Annotated in this window: 15 protein-coding genes; 5 read left to right on the top strand and 10 right to left on the bottom strand. The window is 39.1% G+C overall.

Annotated elements, in window-relative coordinates; translation table 11 throughout:
* Positions 1 to 109 precede the first annotated feature (109 nt).
* Positions 110 to 556 carry a nuclear transport factor 2 family protein gene (locus B4A24_RS23365; protein WP_293947335.1) on the bottom strand — a complete coding sequence of 149 codons (447 nt, stop codon included), beginning with the start codon at positions 554 to 556 and terminating at the stop codon, positions 110 to 112.
* A 224-nt stretch (positions 557 to 780) separates the two neighbouring features.
* On the opposite strand from B4A24_RS23365, the gene B4A24_RS23360 reads away from it, so the two are divergent.
* A complete protein-coding gene (locus B4A24_RS23360; RefSeq protein ID WP_288812140.1) occupies positions 781 to 2,007 on the top strand; it encodes a hypothetical protein in 1,227 nt (408 codons plus the stop codon).
* Between the two features lie 99 nt (positions 2,008 to 2,106).
* On the opposite strand, the gene B4A24_RS23355 is transcribed toward B4A24_RS23360, so the two are convergent.
* From B4A24_RS23355 to B4A24_RS23345, 3 genes are all read right to left on the bottom strand, one after another.
* Entirely contained in the window at positions 2,107 to 2,553 is a 447-nt protein-coding gene (locus tag B4A24_RS23355) for a nuclear transport factor 2 family protein (RefSeq protein WP_288812138.1), read from the bottom strand.
* Between the two features lie 429 nt (positions 2,554 to 2,982).
* Positions 2,983 to 3,600 (bottom strand): hypothetical protein, encoded by a 618-nt coding sequence (locus tag B4A24_RS23350; RefSeq protein WP_288812137.1) that lies wholly within the window; start codon positions 3,598 to 3,600, stop codon positions 2,983 to 2,985.
* A 500-nt stretch (positions 3,601 to 4,100) separates the two neighbouring features.
* Complete coding sequence (locus tag B4A24_RS23345; protein ID WP_288812136.1) at positions 4,101 to 4,547, bottom strand: nuclear transport factor 2 family protein; 447 nt, start codon at positions 4,545 to 4,547, stop codon at positions 4,101 to 4,103.
* A 288-nt stretch (positions 4,548 to 4,835) separates the two neighbouring features.
* Between B4A24_RS23345 and lepB the strand changes: the two genes are divergently transcribed.
* Positions 4,836 to 5,741 (top strand): signal peptidase I, encoded by a 906-nt coding sequence (lepB, locus tag B4A24_RS23340; RefSeq protein ID WP_288812135.1) that lies wholly within the window; start codon positions 4,836 to 4,838, stop codon positions 5,739 to 5,741.
* Positions 5,742 to 5,901: 160 nt separating this feature from the next.
* Here the strand turns inward: lepB and B4A24_RS23335 are convergent, their stop codons facing one another.
* Positions 5,902 to 6,348, bottom strand: a complete 447-nt coding sequence (locus B4A24_RS23335; RefSeq protein WP_288812134.1) for a nuclear transport factor 2 family protein — start codon at positions 6,346 to 6,348, stop codon at positions 5,902 to 5,904.
* Positions 6,349 to 6,970: 622 nt separating this feature from the next.
* Between B4A24_RS23335 and B4A24_RS23330 the strand changes: the two genes are divergently transcribed.
* The 3 genes from B4A24_RS23330 to B4A24_RS23320 all read left to right on the top strand — a co-directional run bounded on the left by B4A24_RS23330 (position 6,971) and on the right by B4A24_RS23320 (position 9,465).
* Complete coding sequence (locus B4A24_RS23330; protein WP_288812133.1) at positions 6,971 to 7,444, top strand: DUF1572 family protein; 474 nt, start codon at positions 6,971 to 6,973, stop codon at positions 7,442 to 7,444.
* A gap of 502 nt (positions 7,445 to 7,946) precedes the next feature.
* Positions 7,947 to 8,516, top strand: a complete 570-nt coding sequence (locus tag B4A24_RS23325) for a type IV toxin-antitoxin system AbiEi family antitoxin domain-containing protein (protein ID WP_288812132.1) — start codon at positions 7,947 to 7,949, stop codon at positions 8,514 to 8,516.
* A gap of 4 nt (positions 8,517 to 8,520) precedes the next feature.
* A complete protein-coding gene (locus B4A24_RS23320) occupies positions 8,521 to 9,465 on the top strand; it encodes a nucleotidyl transferase AbiEii/AbiGii toxin family protein (RefSeq protein ID WP_288812131.1) in 945 nt (314 codons plus the stop codon).
* A gap of 354 nt (positions 9,466 to 9,819) precedes the next feature.
* Here B4A24_RS23320 and B4A24_RS23315 read toward each other — a convergent pair whose 3' ends face one another.
* The 5 genes from B4A24_RS23315 to B4A24_RS23295 form a co-directional block, all read right to left on the bottom strand.
* On the bottom strand, positions 9,820 to 11,433 hold the full coding sequence (locus tag B4A24_RS23315) for a family 43 glycosylhydrolase (protein WP_288812130.1): 1,614 nt from the start codon (positions 11,431 to 11,433) through the stop codon (positions 9,820 to 9,822).
* Between the two features lie 437 nt (positions 11,434 to 11,870).
* Positions 11,871 to 13,433 carry a DUF4832 domain-containing protein gene (locus B4A24_RS23310; protein ID WP_288812129.1) on the bottom strand — a complete coding sequence of 521 codons (1,563 nt, stop codon included), beginning with the start codon at positions 13,431 to 13,433 and terminating at the stop codon, positions 11,871 to 11,873.
* A 44-nt stretch (positions 13,434 to 13,477) separates the two neighbouring features.
* The gene (locus tag B4A24_RS23305; RefSeq protein WP_288812128.1) at positions 13,478 to 14,692 is read right to left on the bottom strand and encodes a SusE domain-containing protein; all 1,215 of its coding nucleotides are present in this window, start codon (positions 14,690 to 14,692) and stop codon (positions 13,478 to 13,480) included.
* 122 nt (positions 14,693 to 14,814) lie between these two features.
* Positions 14,815 to 16,461 carry a RagB/SusD family nutrient uptake outer membrane protein gene (locus B4A24_RS23300; protein ID WP_288812127.1) on the bottom strand — a complete coding sequence of 549 codons (1,647 nt, stop codon included), beginning with the start codon at positions 16,459 to 16,461 and terminating at the stop codon, positions 14,815 to 14,817.
* Positions 16,462 to 16,472: 11 nt separating this feature from the next.
* Positions 16,473 to 19,469 (bottom strand): SusC/RagA family TonB-linked outer membrane protein, encoded by a 2,997-nt coding sequence (locus tag B4A24_RS23295; RefSeq protein WP_293947334.1) that lies wholly within the window; start codon positions 19,467 to 19,469, stop codon positions 16,473 to 16,475.
* Between the last annotated feature and the right edge of the window lie 295 nt (positions 19,470 to 19,764).

Below are 19,764 nucleotides of genomic sequence, written 5' to 3'. Positions count from 1 at the left end.
TTTCTCAGTAAAAATAAAAGCCACATCTCTCGACATGGCCTTAATAAACATATGATTCACTAGTGATCTGACGTTATACTGATCTTGGCAGATCACTAGTTATTAAATACTACTTATACGAATTGATTGATTTGGATACTTTCCAGTCATTTCCCACACGTTCCAAGGTAACCAGATCAGTCTTGGTGAAGTTTTCAAATTTCAACGTCACTTTAGCGACCATATAGTCTGCCGATTCTTCGATGATATCTGTGTTTACTGTACAGTTCAGCTTTTCTCCTTTTTGCTTTTTCAGAGATTTAACCACTTCGCTGCGGCTATTAGACTGTGCATTGGAAGCTTGGATCTTTTGGCTAAAATCTTCTGCGAACAACTGCTCAACCCCTGCTAATTCGCCCGCCGTTGTTACCGCAACATAGTGCTCTAAGGCGAAATCTGCTGTGGAAAGGTTAATGTTTGCTTTTGTTGCTTTTGCTCCAGGTCCTTCAGCTGCCATAGCAAAAGTGGATACTGCGATTAAGGCTGCTGCTGCGAATGTTTTTACTAGCGTTTTCATAATGTCTTTATTTTTATTGTGTTAGTTTTCTGTTCTTATTTGTTGACTCAAAACTACGACACAATACGCCCCTGACCTATGGGCTTTAGACCAACGGACAGGAAAACTCGGTGAATGGTGGGATTAAGAAGGTAATATATCTATAAATTTTCCAATTTCTAACAGATTAATTTTGAAATCAGCGTTAAAACTAATATATTAGTTATAAAACTAAAAAACTAGTTATGAAGATATTTTTTTCGCTATTCTTTGTTATAATCAGCGGCGTGGTCTCAGGGCAAATCACTATACATAAATTATTTGAGCTCAATGACCAACTTATTAAAAAGCATCCGGAAAACTACCAGATAGCCATTCAAGAATTCAACAAGCTAACAATGAATAGCATGGATGCTAGAACGAAATCCCTTTTTTATCAACTCCAATCTACTTATCATTCTTTTATTGGCAACTATGATAGCTCAAGGTTTTATTGGGATCAGCAATATGTTCACGCGCTTAAAAACGATGAAATAAAATATGACAGTACATTTTATAAACAGCATAACTTTGTCGATGCCAAAAAATTCATCCTGAAAAGAGCCAAAAATGAAAAAGTAGTAATGATCAATGAAGCGCATAACTTTCCCTATCACCGCGCATTTGTATCCCAATTATTAAATGGTTTTCGTAAATTAGGTTTTAAATATTTAGCTATTGAAGACCTTGCTGATCAAAACATTAACACAAACCGAATCGTCACGGATACAACAGGCTATTATAGCCACGAACCCCTTTTCGCAGAAATGATCAGGGAAGCATTGCGACAGAATTTTGTATTGATAAAATATGACGCCAACAATACAAATAATAATCGCATGCGCGACTCATTACAAGCAGCCAACCTAGCTAAATTGCTCGAAACTGACCCTCATGCGAAACTACTTGTCTATGCGGGATATGACCATGTCTATGAAAATACACGAACTAGCTGGAAAAAAATGGCTCAATTCTTTAAAGAAATGACCAATATTGACCCCTTAACAATATCACAAACTCGACATATTGAACGATATTATACCGAATTTGAAACGGACGAATTCCTGACGGTAAACAAGTTTGTTTCGTTTAGCACACCTGTCGTCGCTTTAAAAGGCCATACAGCCTGGCATGATGACTTTGTGGATATTTCACTTTTTTATCCCCGTTACCTAATTCCCAACAGTCGCCCTGAGTACTTATTAAATAATAACCTTACAAAGGCTGTGCAGCTAAATACGCACGGGCAAAAAGGGCTTTTTGTTCAAGCTTATTATGCAGACGAAAAACAAGGACATCGAATTCCAGCAGACCAGCTTTTCATCAAAACCGCAAAGGAATTTCTATATTTAAGGCCGGGCAACTATATTCTTGAATTTAAAAATACAAATGATCAGATTGTAAATACAAAAAGAGTAAGTGTTCGTAAATAACAATCAAAAAGCCAGATCTCACGACCTGGCCTTAAATAAACATATGATTCACTAGTGGTCTGCCTCCGAATACTATGGCAGACCACTGGCTGTTGGTATTTATTTATACGAATTGATCGATTTAGACACTTTCCAATCATTACCCACACGCTCCAAGGTAACGAGATCAGTCTTCGTGAAGTTTTCAAATTTCAAAGTCACTTTAGCTACCATATAGTCAGCTGATTCTTCTATAATATCTGTGCTTACTGTACAGTTCAGCTTTTCGCCTTTTTGTTTTTTCAAAGATTTAACTACTTGGCTACGGCTGTGATTTTGTACATTGGATGATTGGATCTTTTGGCTGAAATCTTCAGCGAATAATTGCTCTACGCCTGCCGACTCTCCTTCAGTAGTGACTGCAACGTAGTGCTCAAGGGCAAAGTCTGCTGTGGAAAGGTTAACGTTTGCTTTTGCTGCTTTTGAACCTGGTCCTTCAGCGGCAATAGCGAAAGTAGATACTGCGATTAAGGCTGCTGCTGCGAATGTTTTTACTAATGTTTTCATAATGTCTTTATTTTATTGTGTTAGTTTTTTTGTTCTTATTTGTTGATTCAAAACTACAACACAATACGCCCCCAGCCTATGGGCTTTAGACCAATGATCAGGAAAACTCGGTGAATGGGGTGAATGGGGAGGTGAAAGAATGCAATTATATTTTAAGAAGCTTTGGGAAAAGTTTTCTCAATTTCAACTGGAAGTTTGGTTTATTTCTAATTATCATAATTTGTGTGCCAAGATTTATTTTGGCACTTCAAGCGAACCAAAATACAGATTATCAATTTATTGTAGCCATAATATTTTTGTCATTTATCATGCCCTTTATATTTCTAAGTTGGGCGGGATTGAAAACCATCAGTTTGTCAGGAAACCTCCAATCATTCCGTTCCTATCGTATGGAATTGATTTCATTTGCATGTTTACTTTTCACTAAGATCAGCCTGTTGTGTACATTATAAAAATAGTAGCCAATATTAAAAATGATACCACGACCGGGACTACTGTAGACCTGCTTCTATATTTAAGATCTTTCGGAAACATAAGCCCGCGAATAAGAGATAAGCCGACTACTCCAATACCTGAAAGAAACAGCCTGATATAAAAACTACTATCAGTGATGTCCATATAGTTTCCACCTATATAATCGATAATATAAATCTGTAACAGAGTGTAGCCTATTGCAAATAACAAAGAGACAACAGCCCCCTTGATATCTTTTATTCTTAGGAAATTTAAAGCTTGGAGCACAGCGCCGAAAATAACTCCAAAAAACAGGCAAAAAAATAATATCGCGCTATTTTTATATAGTTTGATAGCATCTTCATCAGTTGTAGCTCCCTCATCCCAAGAATTCTCCTCCGCAAACTCTGCTTCTCGCTTCTTATTAATCAGCGCTTCGATCTGCTCTGATTCAGCGGGAGCAAAATCTCGCCCCCTATCTTTAAGAATCTCATAAGCATATTGAACAGCATCCGCTACTGACCTACTATCTGGTTTTATATACTTTTCGAGTTCGTTGTCTGAAAGCTTTTTGATCACACTTCTATTTACCATAATTTTCCAGTACTTAAATTAGTTACCCTTGTTATAACGATATTTACAATGACTATTAATGATCGTCTCATTGCTCACCGGAAAATATGCAGATCGACGGCAAATTTACCTTCAAAGCAGGACATGCCGAAAGTAGTACCAAAAGTTTTTGATGATATAAGTCCTTGTCCATTTAATAAGCCAATTCAAGTTATCAAAAATAATTTACTCCAATAAAACTATTTCAAATTGACTATTGTTCTTACTATATAAAACGGCTATTAGTTACCTTTCTAGAGAAAGGATCAACATAAAAATTGGCGTAGTGCAGTGAAAATCCAATTGTCTTTAAAAACATTGGATGACGAAACAAAAAAGAGGAAACGATAAGAAACATAAAAATTACTGTACAGATAAACGCTAAGAGAAAGGGTCTGATGAGAATCAGGCCCTTTTGACGTAAAAAAGCCACATCTCTCGATGTGGCTTTACAACATTTATATATTTATTTGAGATGGCTCTTATTTATATGAGTTGATTGATTTAGACACTTTCCAGTCATTGCCCTCGCGCGCTAAGGTAACCACATCTGTCTTGGTGAAGTTCTCAAATTTTAGAGTCACCTTAGCTACCATGTAGTCTGCTGATTCTTCTATGATGTCTGTGCTTACTGTACAGTTCAACTTCTCACCTTTTTGTTTTTTCAAGGATTTGATGACTTCTTCACGGCTATGGTTTTGTGCATTGAAAGCTTGGATCTTTTGGTTGAAATCTTCGGCGAATAACTGCTCTACTCCCGCCGATTCGCCCTCAGTAGTGACCGCTACATAATGGTCCAGTGCGAAATCTGCTGTAGTAAGGTTTACGCTTGCTTTTGCTGCTTTTGATCCTGGTCCGTTAGCGGCCATAGTGAATGTTGATACTGCGATTAATGCTGCTGCTGCGAATGTTTTTACTAATGAGTTCATAATGTCTTTATTTTATTGTGTTAGTTCTGTTGTTCTTATTTGTTGACTCAAAACTACGACACAATAGATCCTTAGCCTACGAGCTTTAGATCAACGGACAGGAAAACTCGGTGAATGGGGTGAATGGGGAGGTGAATTTATAGCACGCATCTGACACAGGATGGCTGTTAAAGTTTACAGTATAGCTACATTCAAAAATAAATGACTAATTTTAATTGCCGGGAAAGACTTCCTATATGTAGGCAGTCGATTACCGCTCTTTAACTGTATTATACCTACAATTCTTTTATGGAAGATCTAACGGCAATTGATGCACCTCAATCACATCCAAGAAATGCTTTTAAAGCAGGTTTATTTTCTTTATTTTTTCCTGGCCTAGGGCAGGTCTATAATGGACAGATAAAGAAAGGTATTCTTTATTTCGCCCTAAGTTATATAATCCCTGTAATTTTTGCTCTCACCCGCTGGACAACCTCCTTTGCCGGAATGGGTATTTTTATGACAATCTGTATATCATTCCTCTTATTTACAGTAATGGATGCTATACTGAATGCAAAAAGACAAAAACTTTATATCCTCAAACCTTACAACAAATGGTATTATTATGCATTGATCGCCAGCCTCAGCTTTACAATGACATTTGTGTTTGACAAGAAAAAAATGATAGGTATACAATCTTATATTGCTCAAACCACAGCGAATAACCCAACGATTCTCGAAGGCGACTGGATTATAATAGATACAAAAGCCTACGAAAAAAACACACCTAAAATTGGAGATCTGGTTACCTTTACTAAGGATGATGGTCAACAATTTATGTATCGTATAGTTGGTCTCCCCAAAGACACAATCATGCTTAAAAACAATATTGTCTCGATAAATCACAAGTTAAGTAAATCCAAATTTATTGCGGACAGAAATTTAGAAGGTATAAACTTCGCTGAATTTGAAGAGACATTTCCAAATGGACACAGTCATCATATCTATAAAAGTAAGGAAGAGTTTGGCGATGGCATGATGAATATGAATGATTTCGTTGTTCCAGCAGACAGCATTTTTGTCTTAGGAGACAGCAGGGATAATGCACTTGACAGCAGATATATAGGTTGCATCGCTAAGAATCAAATTACTGGAAAAATTAAATATAGCTATTGGGGTAAGACTGGATTCAAAAGAATGAACATAAAATTCTGATTAGAAATAATGCTACAGATAAATGTTTAGAAAAGCCTCGATAAAACATGAGACCCTCTTGACGTAAAAAAGCCACATCTCACGACATGGCTTCTAAATTAAACATATGATTCACTAGTGGTTTGCCCCTTTTGGACTGCAAACCGCTAGTGATAGGGTGCTATTTATACGAATTGACTGAACTAGATACTTTCCAGCTATCCCCCTCACGTACCAAAGTCACCAGATCAGTCTTGGTAAAATCTTCAAATTTCAATGTCACCTTAGCAACCATATAGTCAGCTGACTCTTCGATAATGTCGGTAGTTACTGTACAGTTGAGCTTTTCGCCTTTTTGTTTTTTCAAAGATTTAACGACCGCGCTGCGATTATAAGATTGTGCATTTGTAGCTTGGATCTTTTGATTGAAATCGGTAGCAAATATCTGCTCTATCCCTGCTGACTCTCCTTCTGTGGTTACCGCAACATAATGGTCTAAAGCGAAATCTGCTGTAGAAAGGTTAACGTTTTCTTTTTCAGTTTTTGATACTGTTTTTTCAGCCGCCATAGCAAATGTTGATACTGCGATTAAGGCTGCTGCTGTGAATGTTTTTACTAGTGTTTTCATAATGTCTTTTTTTATAGTGTTAGTTATATTGTTCTTATTTGTTGATTCAAAACTACAACACAATACGCCCCTAGCCTATGGGCTTTAGACCAACGGAGAAGAAAACTCGGTGAATGGCGGGAATGGGGAGGTGAAAAGAGAAAGATTTTTTACTATCTTAAAGCAACCGATTAAAAAGACATCTTTTATGCAATCTTATTTAAGAAGCTCTTGGAAAAGTATTCTCAATTTCAACTGGAACACACATTGCTCACTTTGGATTAGTATACTGGCTCGACGGTTGGCATTTTCTTTTCATACCAACACTTATCTGGTGTTTGTCAATGTATTTTGCAAGCAGATTGTTTTACTTCTTCAAGGTGAAAACAGAGGCTATTTGGGGCGCTATAATTTGTCATGCAGCTTTTAATTTGAGTATGATTTATTGTATATTTTATCAGTTATAATATAAAAGCTACATCCCTCGAAACGGCTACGACACATGTATTTATTTGATAACGAATAAAATATGATGAACTAATTGATTTTGAGCTATCGGGGAATAATGGGATAATTTCTAGATCATTCAACAATTTAGAAAATTCATAAATTATGTAACTTTATAACTTAAATAACTATAAGAATGGAACTTAGGCATGAATTGGCAAGGAGGTTCAAAGAAGTGATCTTGAATGGAACTTTTATTGCAAACACCAATTATAGGGATCAACTGGAAGGACTTGACTGGAAAACGGCGACGAAACAGTTTGACAATCTAAATTCAATTGCCATTCTCGCCCAACACATTCATTACTACATAAAAGGAGTTAAAGATGCTTTTAGAGAGGGAACTCTGACTATAAGGGACAAATATAGCTTTGATTTTCCCGCTATAAATTCAAGTGATGAATGGGAAGTTTTTTTAACTAATTTTTGGAAAGATGCCATAGAATTTGCTCAGATGCTTGAACAAATGCCAGAAGAAAAACTACAAGAAATTTTTATAGATGAGAAATATGGTACTTATCTGCTAAATATAGAGTCGATGATTGAACACTGCTATTATCACCTAGGGCAGATAGTGCTCCTGAAAAAGTATTTTGTTGTAAATGCCTAATTGAGGACATTACTTATCACATTTATGCAATTACAAAACCATTATCTTCCTTTAATATGGCTCTTAAAAGCGCCTATCAAAACCTTCAGTACTTAGCTTTATTTCTACCTTGACCTGTTCACAACAACCGTTTTTATTTTCTTTACATCGCCATCAATTGCTCAAGAAAACTCGTTAGTACATGGTGTATATATCGGTGCATAACGGGCCAGGATAGGAATATAAAAATTATTGTACAAACAAAGAATCAGGCCCTTTTTGACGTAAAAAGCCACGTCTCTCGACGTGACTCTATAAATAGATGATGTACTAGTAGCTTGTCTTTTACCTGTCTGAAAGACCACTTTTGTTAAATACTATTTATATATGGTAATACAAATTAGAAAAGTTATTAATACCAACCTTCGCTACAACACTCATATACAGTATATTAAAAAAAATAAAACTATTTTACGTACAAAAATTTGCATGAAATTTGAATTTTATTTCATACATTTGAATCATGTATAAGCTGGATAATTTAAGGAAATCAATACGAAAAGGGCTGGTATATCGTAGAGAGGATTTAGCAAAATCGTCAAAATCGATAGATCGTGATTTAGCGAACTTAGTACGAGAAGGTAGTCTTAAAAAATTAGCTCAAGGCTTATACTATGCACCTAAAAAAACAGCTTTCGGAGATTCTGCACCTGAGGAGAAAGATGTAATAAAAAAATATTTAAAAGGTGATGATTTTTTGATAACATCACCCAATTATTACAATTCATTGGGATTGGGAACAACGCAGCTGTATAATAGCAAAAAGGTGTACAATCATAAAAAACATGAAGATGTCAAACTTGGCAATAAGGTTTATCAATTTAGGCGTAAGTCTAAATTTCCGAAGCAACTGTCATCCGAATACTTAGTTATCGATTTATTAAATAATATAAAAAGCCTGGAAGAAGATGAGCAAACTTTAGTAGATAATCTAAAGTCAAAGGTACCGCACTTTAACAAAGAGCTTCTTAAAAAAAATGCTGATAAATATGGTTCTATAAAAGCTAAAAAAATAATAAATAAATTAGAATAGAACAATGTATCTACATCAGCACAAGAGCTTCAAAGACTTACTCCTTGCGGAATCTGAAGAACGGGCGATTGATCCCATATTGATCGAAAAAGATTATTGGATTATGCATTGCCTTTACGGACTTCAAAAATTAGGCTTTCGGTTTGAGTTAAAAGGTGGCACGTCCCTATCAAAAGCATATAAAATAATTGATAGATTTTCAGAGGATATTGACATCCACATCCACCCCGGCGCAACATTGGGGATAAATGAAAATCCTAAAAATACCAATGCAAACAATGTTGCCAAAAGACTAGCTTTCTATGACATGCTAGCAGATGAAATCAAAATAGAGCGGATTGAAGTAGTTGAAAGAGATACTTTCTTTGACGATACCGATTATTATCGGAGTGGAGGAATAAGATTAATTTACAATTCTTTTTTTAACGCATTGCCAGGATTAAAAGAAGGAATTTTATTAGAAGTAGGATTCGATAACGTAACTCCAAACAATCCTATGGATATTTCGTCATGGGCGTTTGACAAAGCGTTACAAGCATCAACTAGTTTAACAGATAACAGAGCGCTGCAAATTCCATGTTATGATATGCGCTATACCTTTGTAGAAAAATTGCAAACGATAGCAACCAAATTTAGAAATATGCAAAGTTCGGGAAATAGTCAAGCCAACTTTATGCGTCAATATTATGACATATACCAACTCCTCAATCAACAAGAAGTAAAGGAATTCATTGGAACTCCTGAGTATTTAAACCATAAAGAGCGTAGATTCCCTAACGCAGACTTCGAAATCCCTATTTCACAAAATCAAGCTTTTTTACTAGAAGACGACAAGTTAAAACAACAACTTAATCAATCGTATATTAAAAGCAAAGCACTATACTATAATGGGCAGATTGATCTACAATCCATACTTGATCTATTGAAAATACACCTTAAAAATTTATAATATTTCAAATCAACCAGTGATATCCGCTTAATCCACAAATTCAATCCTTGTCTTTTTTAGAAAGGAATTCTGAACCAGTCTGATCGTATCAAAAACCGCCCAACCTGACTTCTTAAAATTAAAAAAAAACACATCTTCCGACATGGATTCTAAATTAACATATGATTCACTAGTTGCCAGCTTTTGGTATGACCGAACTGACCACTAGTTATTGGATACTATTATACAAATTGATTGATGTGGGCACTTTCCATTCATTACGTACATGCAACAAAGTCACCAGATTAGTCTTGGTAATTTTTCAAATTTCAACGTTATTAAAACAGGGCGAGAAAGCATCTTATTCCATGCGGGTTATTTAGATCTAATAAGCGTTATATCATCTATATGACAATAAGCATTCGCCTTCCCATTTGCAATGAAACCTATTTCAATGTGCCCATCTTTTATGAATATATTATCTAGGGTAATATTACTCCAATTCCGATCCGCTTTGCTCAGTTTTTGTTTATACGTTTTACCATTACTTAAGGCATACATATAGATATCCTCAAATCCGCTGCTGCGTTTAAATTTTGCAGATAAAGTATATTTCCCATCCGCTAGTTCCACATGCTGGCTAGAATGAATAATCTGTGAAACCTTACGTTTAAAATCTATTTTATCATTAATCTGCAAACTCTTTTCTCCAATTACCTGCTTTCTATCCTCGACAGTATTGAAATAATTAAGCACAGGAGATAAAGAATCACTGACAGAGAGTATATTTCCCTTAATGATAGTGGTTTGCCATCCTAATAACTGTTCCTGAACGGGCTTTACTGGACTTGGTATATGTCTTCTATCGGCCTCGAAACTCCCGTTTTTAACATAATTATTGTCACTGTTCACCAGCCATTCTCCTGTTGTTGGATGAAGACTCCATGAACTTAAGGAATTAAAAATAGGCTTTGGGCCATCAAAGGAAAGGGGACACCACTGGTTATATCCTAGACCATTGCCCGCAAAATTAGCCCATCGGTCTCCACAATAGATAACTGTCTGCTTTTTAGTTCCTTTTAGCGTTACAAAAAATCCTGTTTGCGTGACATGGGCATAATCTGCCTCTGAGCCTTCCATGATCAGCATTTCATTGGTTGGCGTATATGGGCCGTAAATATGATCTGAAACTAAGTAATAAGCAAAAGAGGAGTCCCAGCCATATAAGTTGGAGGCAAATAAATAGTATTTTCCATTATGTTTGAACATACAGTTACCCTCTCGTCCCTCACCTTTAAATACCATATTACAATCCAATAGTCCTACCTTACCGTCCTTTACACCAATTTGTGAAATGTAAATCTTGTTTCGTCCTCTTCCATAGGAATACACCAGGTAAGACTTTCCGGTATCCTCGTCGGTGAAAACCGTTTGATCTCCGGTGTTGCTTGTGCCTATCATACCAGTCATATTGATGCGCTGGTGCCATTTAAATGGTCCATTGGGACGCTCTGATAAGGTAACTAATAATTGATCATTATGTTGGATGAGTAGCGCATACTTGTCTATTTCCTTGATATATGCGACACCTAAACGTCCTGCCCAGCGCGTCTGGATAGAATTTTTATTGAGTTCATCAAGAGTCAGTACATCTCCATGAGAGGTCCAGTTTACGAGATCCCTAGACACATAACAAGTGACAGAAACAAAATTGTCACGTTCAGGAGTAACGCTAGGATCATTTCGGTATTTTTCAGATTCTTGATATTTTGCTCCATACCAAAAATATTTAGTCTGCCCATCTTCAGGGTCTTTGAAAGAAAAAATACCTCCTCCCTGGCTATATAAAGGACCTCCGTCTTGGGTGTCCCAAAAAATATCATTTTTAATCTTCAAAAACCCATTTGCAGGAACTGACTGACCTTGCAACTGCAAAAATAAAAGGCAAAGGATAAAAGAAAATAATATGTGTTTAAATAAGGTGATCATAGTTTTGGTCCATTGGAAAGATCCAAGATAAAGCAATAATTCCTAAAAGCCATCATGCCCCGACCTGTACTTCCCTAAAGGCATATTTTTTTTGCATTTAAAACTTGGAGTAAGTAAAAATGTTATTATTAAAAATTTAAAAAATCACTTCAATAAAACTATTTTAAATCGACAGCTGTTCTTACTATACAAAACGGCTACAAGCTGCCTTTCAAAGGAAAGGTTTAACATAAAAATTGGCGTCGTACAGTGAAAATCCAATTGTCTTTAAAAACATTGGATGACGAAACAAAAAAGAGGAAACGATAAGAAACATAAAAATTACTGTACAATAAAACGCTAAGAGAAAGGGTCTGATTAACATCAGGCCCTTTTGACGTAAAAACAGCCACCAAATAACTACTGGCAGCTGTTTTTGATTGCCATTTGGTACTTTTTTATTGTACTTGTACTTTCAATAATTTTAGCCATCCGCCGCTGGTAATATCACCATTTACGGCAAGCCGTATTCCCGGCTGATTTTCATTTGTCGTATCTACAATGGCGACGGCCCAGGTGTAATTGCCGGCAGGTGCATCCACATTCACCTTTAACTCATACGATGTTGAAGAACTCTTTATCCAGGTTGAAGGTTCCCCTTTATCATCAATAAAAACTTTTTTTACATTATTTTCTTCATCCAGAAGTGCAAAAGCTACTTTATACTTATAGTTCCATTGAGGAATATTATTCGGAAAATAACCCCACCCCATATTCCGCCAACGATGGTTAATTGTTGTTTCAGTACCAGCGTTCACTTTCTCCGGTAAATAAACCCGATCCGGATATAAACGATAACCACCTTCAGAAATAAAACGCTGACATAGTGTAAAGGACTTGGTAAACCAGCTTTCAATTTCTCCAATCCGGAAATCCATCATGTTTACGCCTGCTTCCAAGGAGCTGTCAAACTCACCCTGCCGAACGTCCTCGGGATGGTCTTGTCGGTATTTACCACTTGGATCTGTCCAGTAACGATGTGTGCCCGTAGTAATCCAGCCGCCTTCCATAATAATCGGACGTTTAAAATTCCAGGCCTTCGCAAAATTCTTCTCCCAACTTTGATAATAATCGGTCATCCCAAAAGCATCCTGACGCAGGCTGTATCCTTTATTAATCATCTTATTCAACAACTTTTCAGAATTAGGATTGGGAGCTCCATTGCCAGCAGGATCCCCAACTACGCGATGATAATTGATCAACAATGGCACTTTAGTGAAATTTTTCGCATAAACATCCGAAATCCAATCAACGACTTCTTCTTTGATGACCTCAATATTTTGACCGGAGGGATTATTCGGATCTTCATAAATGACACTGTGTCCCTCACCCCACAACCCGAGCCCGTAGGCATCTACAAAGGAGCTTTTGTTTAAATCGTTAAAATCTTTTGCGAGTTCTTCGATCAGCTTGCTATAATATTTTCGAAAAATAGGGTCCTGTAGCACCGGTGTTTTTCTGTCCGGAAAAGATGCATTGGCGACATAATACTTGGCTCCTGCATCGAACACAAATTGCGGCGTATTCGCCCCCTGGTCTCGACCGTCGACGACGATACGAAAGGCGATTGGCAGTCCTTTATCTTGTGCCCCTTTGATCATTTTATAGATTGCTGTGCTGGGATCTCTCCAGGCATACACGCCATCGGCAGGATTAAAGGTTCGCCAGCTGGTACGGATATAACAGGCTGATGCATAGTCAATCGCTTTGACGGTTTTACCTAAGTCAGGTACATAGAATTGGGTATCCCAATAAGAGGGATTGCCCGAAGCTGAAGCGTACATGACCCAGCCGTTTAAAGGGTTACGAAACATGGAACTCCGGTTGTAACTGGGTTTTACCAAGGTACCTGACATAGCACTTTCACTATCAGCGCCATCTTTCTTACATGAAACTGCTAGAAAGCAAAGCATAACAGCAAATGCTCTGAGGCAGGCTTTTTTATAATTTATATTTTTCACTTTCAAAAATGTTAACGTTAATTTATGCGTTTATATACGATTGCTTACCGTTTTAACGCCAGAATTGTCATGTTTCTTAGATCAAAAATCAGCACATTGGTGGTGGCCGGAACGGTGAAATAAGAATTGCGATTTGCACTCGTGGTACCGCCCCCCAATTCAGTGGCCTTTCCCAAGGTGAGTGTCAGGGTCTGGGCCACACCGCTAGATGTGAGCGGAGCACTAAATGCGTAAGCCAGATTTTTGTTATTACTGTTATCCCCAGTCACGATAAACTTTGTTGTTCCCACTTTACCGCCAGTGTAGACCAAAACTTGTGGATCTGCTAAACTCACCGTACAGTCCATTTTAACCGGAGTTCCCCAGCCATTAATGCTTCCGTGCATCCATAAATCCGTCACAGTGGTCGTATAAGGTTGGTCCCCTGTCCAGGTCACGGTCTTTGCTGCTAGCGCTTTAGCCGGTGAATAGATTGTTGCTGTGGCTTTCTGCATGTTGACCACGACGCGGTATTCTCCAGCAGTTTCTATTTTCCAGGAGAACGCACGTTCTCTCATCTTAATACCGACAGCATTACCGTCGTTTAATGCTGTGCTTCCATCGGCAGTAACCACATAATTGGTCTCACCGTTGAATTCGACCGGAATTTCGAGTTCGCCTGGCTGTAAATTCAATACATAGGCATATTGATCCAGATTTTCCAATGTTTTTGGCAGCTCCACCTTGCTCGCTCCCACCGCACTTCCGCTCAAAAACACTTTATCGGCATCAAAAACAACTGTCTTAATTGGGTTTACTGTAATTCTTACGGTCCGTACTTCGGGTGCCTCAAAAGTAGCGCCACCCTCCCATTGGGCAACCACCCTAAACTCCAGCGTGAAGCTCTTATTTGCCGGTATCCCCCATTTTTCGTTTGCCCAATTTTGCAATTGTTCGGAAGTAAAGCTTCTGCCAAATACATTATCATCTTCATAATTGAATATGGCTGTACCGGTGCCAAAATTGTTCCCAACCACATCTAACATGGTACTGTAGCTCACCAAATGATCATCTGACTGTGCCCTGGCAGGCTTCCAGTTAAATGTGACAATATCTTTTGTCATATTGACCTCGTCCAGCGTAATGTTTTCGGATGAAGGCTGAAGTTCCAACGTCTCATTGACTTTGGGTATATCCTGTATTTCCTGTTTGCACGATAACTGGCACTGTACCATGCATAAGAAAAATAAAGCTTTGTATAAATAATTGATTATTTTCATTGGTTTATATTTTTACTAACATTTGGATAGTATCACGCGCTTGACTGGCGCAGCTGCTGTTTTGTCATCAGATGGGGAAGCTACCGAAATTCGAACGCTATTCGTACAGCTTCCCGTTACCATTAATTATAACCTGGATTCTGAGGGAATGGAGCCCCTGTATTTGCATCCCTGATCACCTGTGGAATAGGCCACAAGATGTTATTATCTGTGATCTTATCCTTAATGGCGTTATTGTACTTTTTAACACGCTCCACCAATTTGTTGGTACGTACCAAAGTAAACCTTCTGCTTTCTTCCCCGACTAATTCGCGGATACGCTCATCGAGCAGAAAATCCATATTCATCTGTGCGCCCGTAACTTCGGATGCTCCGGCTCTTTTCCGCACCTCATTTATGGCTTGCGCGGCTTTATCAGGCATATTTTGCCCCAAATAGGCTTCGGCTAACAACAGATAGGTCTCGGCCAGACGGAATTTCATGCGGTCTTTATAACTGCCGGTGAGGCTTAAATTTTCAGTACGTCCGTAAAAGAATTTTGTAATCGCCGGAAATAAACTTTTTGTTGTAAACCAGGTCTGTTCGGTGATATTGGCTTTTTTCCCATACAGCGAGCTCTCATTGGCATTGTTGTAATACCAGTTGCGTTTGATATTGTAGCCTGAATTACGCATATCATTCGCTTCAAAAACACCGGCGACATTGCCTGTAGCATTAGTCCCTGTAGTGCCTACCCACCATTTCATAGGCACTAATTGTGCGATACCGCGACCACCCAGGGTGTCAGCCAAAACAAATCCCGTAATCGTGGAGTAATTGGGTATCCAAGCCCTACGGGTCCAGTCATCCGAATTGGTACCACCACCGATCGTGTTAAACTGGAATTGCAATACCCAGATACTTTCTTTATTGCCACTTTTTCTGTTTTGATTATTTTCCAGAAACAAATCGCTGAATACATCGCCTGGCTTGTTGCCGTTGGCTCCGTATCTGGTCTTCATCAGGTTGTAATAACCACTATTGATAACAGCCAGTGCTGCCTTTTCTGCTTCAGCAGGATTGCCCTGTAGCAAATAAATTTCGCTCAACAAATGGCTTGCGGCCCATTTGGTCAGCTTCCCTTCTTTCACCGCATCCGGATTTGTTGGCAGATTATCAACAGCGAACTTTAGATCCTCTACCATATGTCCGATGACTTCGGCTTTTGGGGTGCGCGTAAAATTAAGCTGAAAGTCATACAGAATGGTTTCGACATAAGGTACGTCTCCATAGAGATAAACCAAGGTACGGTAGGCATAAGCCCTAAAAAAACGGGCCTCCGCCTGAAAACGTGCTTTATCCGTCGGTGTATCCCAGTTGGTGTTTTTTTCGGAATAAACTAACATGAGGTTTGCCGATGAAATTAAATTATAAGCCCAATTCCAGTAAGTACCCACAAATCTTTCGGATGAGGTAAGTGTAAGGTTAGCAAAAGCCATCAAAGAACCATCACTATTAATGGCATCGGCGATATCTGTAGCCACCTGTAAGGCTTCGTATGGACAGGCACCATTGTGGATAAAGGCGCCACCCTCGCCATAAGTATTATATTCGGAACGGGTGAGTGTATATAAACCCGCGCTGCCCACCTCGAAACCATAGGTGCTGGTATAGGTATTGGACGGTGCCAGTTCAGTTTTCAGCTCTTCCTCCAGAAACTTCTTACAGCCACCCAGGGAGAACAATACGATAAGTGCCAAATTTGATGTGATAATATTTTTTATTTTCATGTCCTAGTCGATTAGAAATTTACATTTAAGCCAAACATATAAGAACGTGCGGTCGGATAAGAGGCCATCCAAGTGTTATCATAATTTAATACCTCTCTTATATTAGAAATTGTATTCAGATTGTTCACGCTGACATTCAAGTCAATACCGCTTACGCCTACTTTCTTAGCAATGTTTTGCGGTAATTTATAACCGAAGGTTATGTTTTTTACCTGCGCGTAACTCACTTTTTTATAATAGCCATGTCCCAATGGATTGAGATAGCCGGGGGAAACAATCGTGGCATCGGGATTTTCGGGGGTCCAATAATTGGCACCATGTACATAATTTGTAATACCGAACGTCCAAGCTCCCAGATTAGCCATGTGATCATCACGCCATACGCCAAAAACACCTGTAACCAAGGCCGATGCATAGAAGTTTTTGTACGAAAATCTGTTGGCCAACGAAGCGGTATAACGTGGGTTCTTAGACCCTATAACCATTCGATCGCTGGTCTCTATCTTGCCGTTACCATCGCGATCGTATAGTTTGGCTGCTCCAGGCGCTGCCCCATCAACCGTAATGGTTTCACCATTCTGCCATACACCGATCATTTTATAATCGTAGAATACTCTCAATGGCTGACCAATAAACCAGTTATTGGCAATATCATCAATACCATCCCCTCTTAACTCAACAATTTTGTCTCTGTTCAAGGAAAACACAGCCGTCGTATTCCACTGGAAATTTTCCCCTTTAACATTCGCTGAGTTTAAAGTGACCTCAATACCTTTATTTTGGGTCGCACCAATATTGTCCCAAATTCGGTTATACCCGTTCATGATTGGTACGGTACGGGTCATGAGCAAATCTCTTGTTTTGGAAAGATAGGCATCGACGGTACCGCTCAACCTGTTTTTAAACAATTGAAAATCTAGACCAAGGTTGGTTGAATAGGTCGTTTCCCATTTCAAATTAGGGTTACCCACGCCATCTCCGGCCAAATAGGCTGTCGTAACGGCTGTTCCATCGTCTCCCCAAATGTATTTTACATTTGAATAAAGCCGATCTAATGTGCGGTATGGTGTAATCGCCTGGTTACCGTTGGCCCCATAAGAAAGACGTATTTTCAACATGTCTAACCATTCCACCTTACCTTTTAGGAAGTTTTCCTCACCGATCTGCCATGCCGCCGCAGCAACAGGAAAGAATGCGTATTTATTGTTGATCCCAAATACCGAAGCTCCATCCGTACGCCCGGTTAAGGTCAATAGATACTTGCCTTTATAAGCATAATTTATCCTGCCCATATAGGACAGCATGGCGGATTCCGATAAGGAAGCGCTGTTGGAAACAAGACGGCTGGCCGAACCGATCATAAAGTATTCGGTATCATCGGTGACAAAACCGGCTCCGCTCTGGGCTGTTGACCAACTTTTCGTTTTTTGCATACTGAACAAACCGGTCACGTCCAAACGGTGATCGCCTATCTGGCGTTCGTATTTGAGCAAATTCTCCCAGGTATAATCATTATAATTAGAGTTGTTGATGGATGCACTACCGCCGGCCTGCGTACCTTGGTCCCTGCCCTCAAAGGTGTTGCGCCCGTAATAGGTACCTGTAAACCCATTCCGATAATTATAACCAAAATTTGACCGTAAGGAGAGACCTTCTACGGGCAACAAAATATTGGCATATCCCGAAAGGAAGAAGTTGTTGTTATACCGATCTTGTATCGCATTGACGTTGCGCATGGGGTTTACAATCAACGAGTATTCCATGGGTTCGGGCACATAATTACCAGACTCGTCTTGATAGCTACCATAGGGACTTTGCTTAATGGCATGTTCCAAATTGGGCGTAATGCCGCCGTCGCTTTTCCGGGTATATTGCAGGCCTACACCGGTTGTAAGCCATTTATTAAAAGTCTGATCGACATTTGTGGTTATATTTAAACGTGACAACTTGGAATTGTACACGACACCTTCCTGATCTAAGGCTGCAAGGGCCGCCATGTACTTCGTATTTTCGGTACCTCCGGAAATGCTCAGCTGATGATCCATGGTCAAGGCTTTTCTGAAAACGTAATCCTGCCAGTTGTTGGTAGTGCCTTTCGCATAATTGCCGCGCTCCGTTACACTAATAATATCGCCTGCAATAGGATCCAACAAAGCGCCGGTGTATCCTTGCTTAATGCGTGCAATATCTTGTTGAAAGCGGATGTATTCATTTGGCCCCATGACATTGATGCGTTGCATAGGCTCGGCCATACCGATCACCCCTTTGTAGTTTACCTGAGCTCGGCCTAGGGCGCCTCTTTTGGTTTGTATCAGAATGACACCATTAGCTGCTCGTGAACCGTAAATAGCGGCCGCGGAAGCATCTTTTAAGATAGAAAGGTTCTCCACGTTGTTGGGATCTATATCAGCCAACGAACCGCTATACGGAATGCCATCCAAGATAATCAGTGGACTATTATTTGCCGAGATAGAATTTTCACCGCGTATCAGCAAAGTTTGCGATGCTCCCGGTGCAGCCTCTCCAGTAGTAATGGAGAAACCGGCCACTTGCCCCACCAAACGATCCATCAGGTTGGAGGTAGATACCATGCTTAGCTGCTCTTTTCCCACTACAGCCAAACCACCTGTTAAATCCTTTTTCTTGGCGGTACCGTAACCTACGACCACAACCTGATCCAGGACATTATTTCCGGACATCTTCACATTGATGACTCCAGATGGATTGACCTTTATTTCTTGGCTATTGAAACCGGTATAGGTAAATAGTAGCGTAGCGGTGGATGCCGCCCGGATGGTATAATGACCATTTGCATCTGTTTGTACGCCGTTTTTCGCACCTTTAATCATGACGGAAACACCCTTAAGTCCTTCTCCTGCATCATTGGTTACCAGACCTTTGACTTGCATTTGATCTGTTGCTTGCGAATAAGCGTAATTGGACGCCACCGACAATAGGGTGGCACTCATTACCCAGCTCCTGAGCCAGATATGTATCTTTTGTATCATTGATTTATATTGGTTAGTTTAAAATTTATTTGCGTTCTTTACGCTCCCTTTCTCGTAAAGAATATGAGTTTGAAATAGGTCTGCTTCAATAGGCTTGGATTTTTAATTTAACTTCTTGTGATAAATAACATCTCATTACTGCAAATGCATGGGCAATACTGATCGCAAAACTTCGTTTTCGGACTTATTGACGAAGCATAAAATTCTGTTGCGCCTTGCTCATGTTTTTTGTAAAGTTGGGGTTACCCTTCGTGAGCTTAATCACGTGGTCAGGAGGAATTTTCATACACATATT

Source organism: Sphingobacterium sp. UBA7249, from assembly GCF_002472835.1.
Classification (GTDB): Bacteria; Bacteroidota; Bacteroidia; order Sphingobacteriales; family Sphingobacteriaceae; genus Sphingobacterium; species Sphingobacterium prati.
This window is presented reverse-complemented; position numbering and strand designations above follow the sequence as displayed.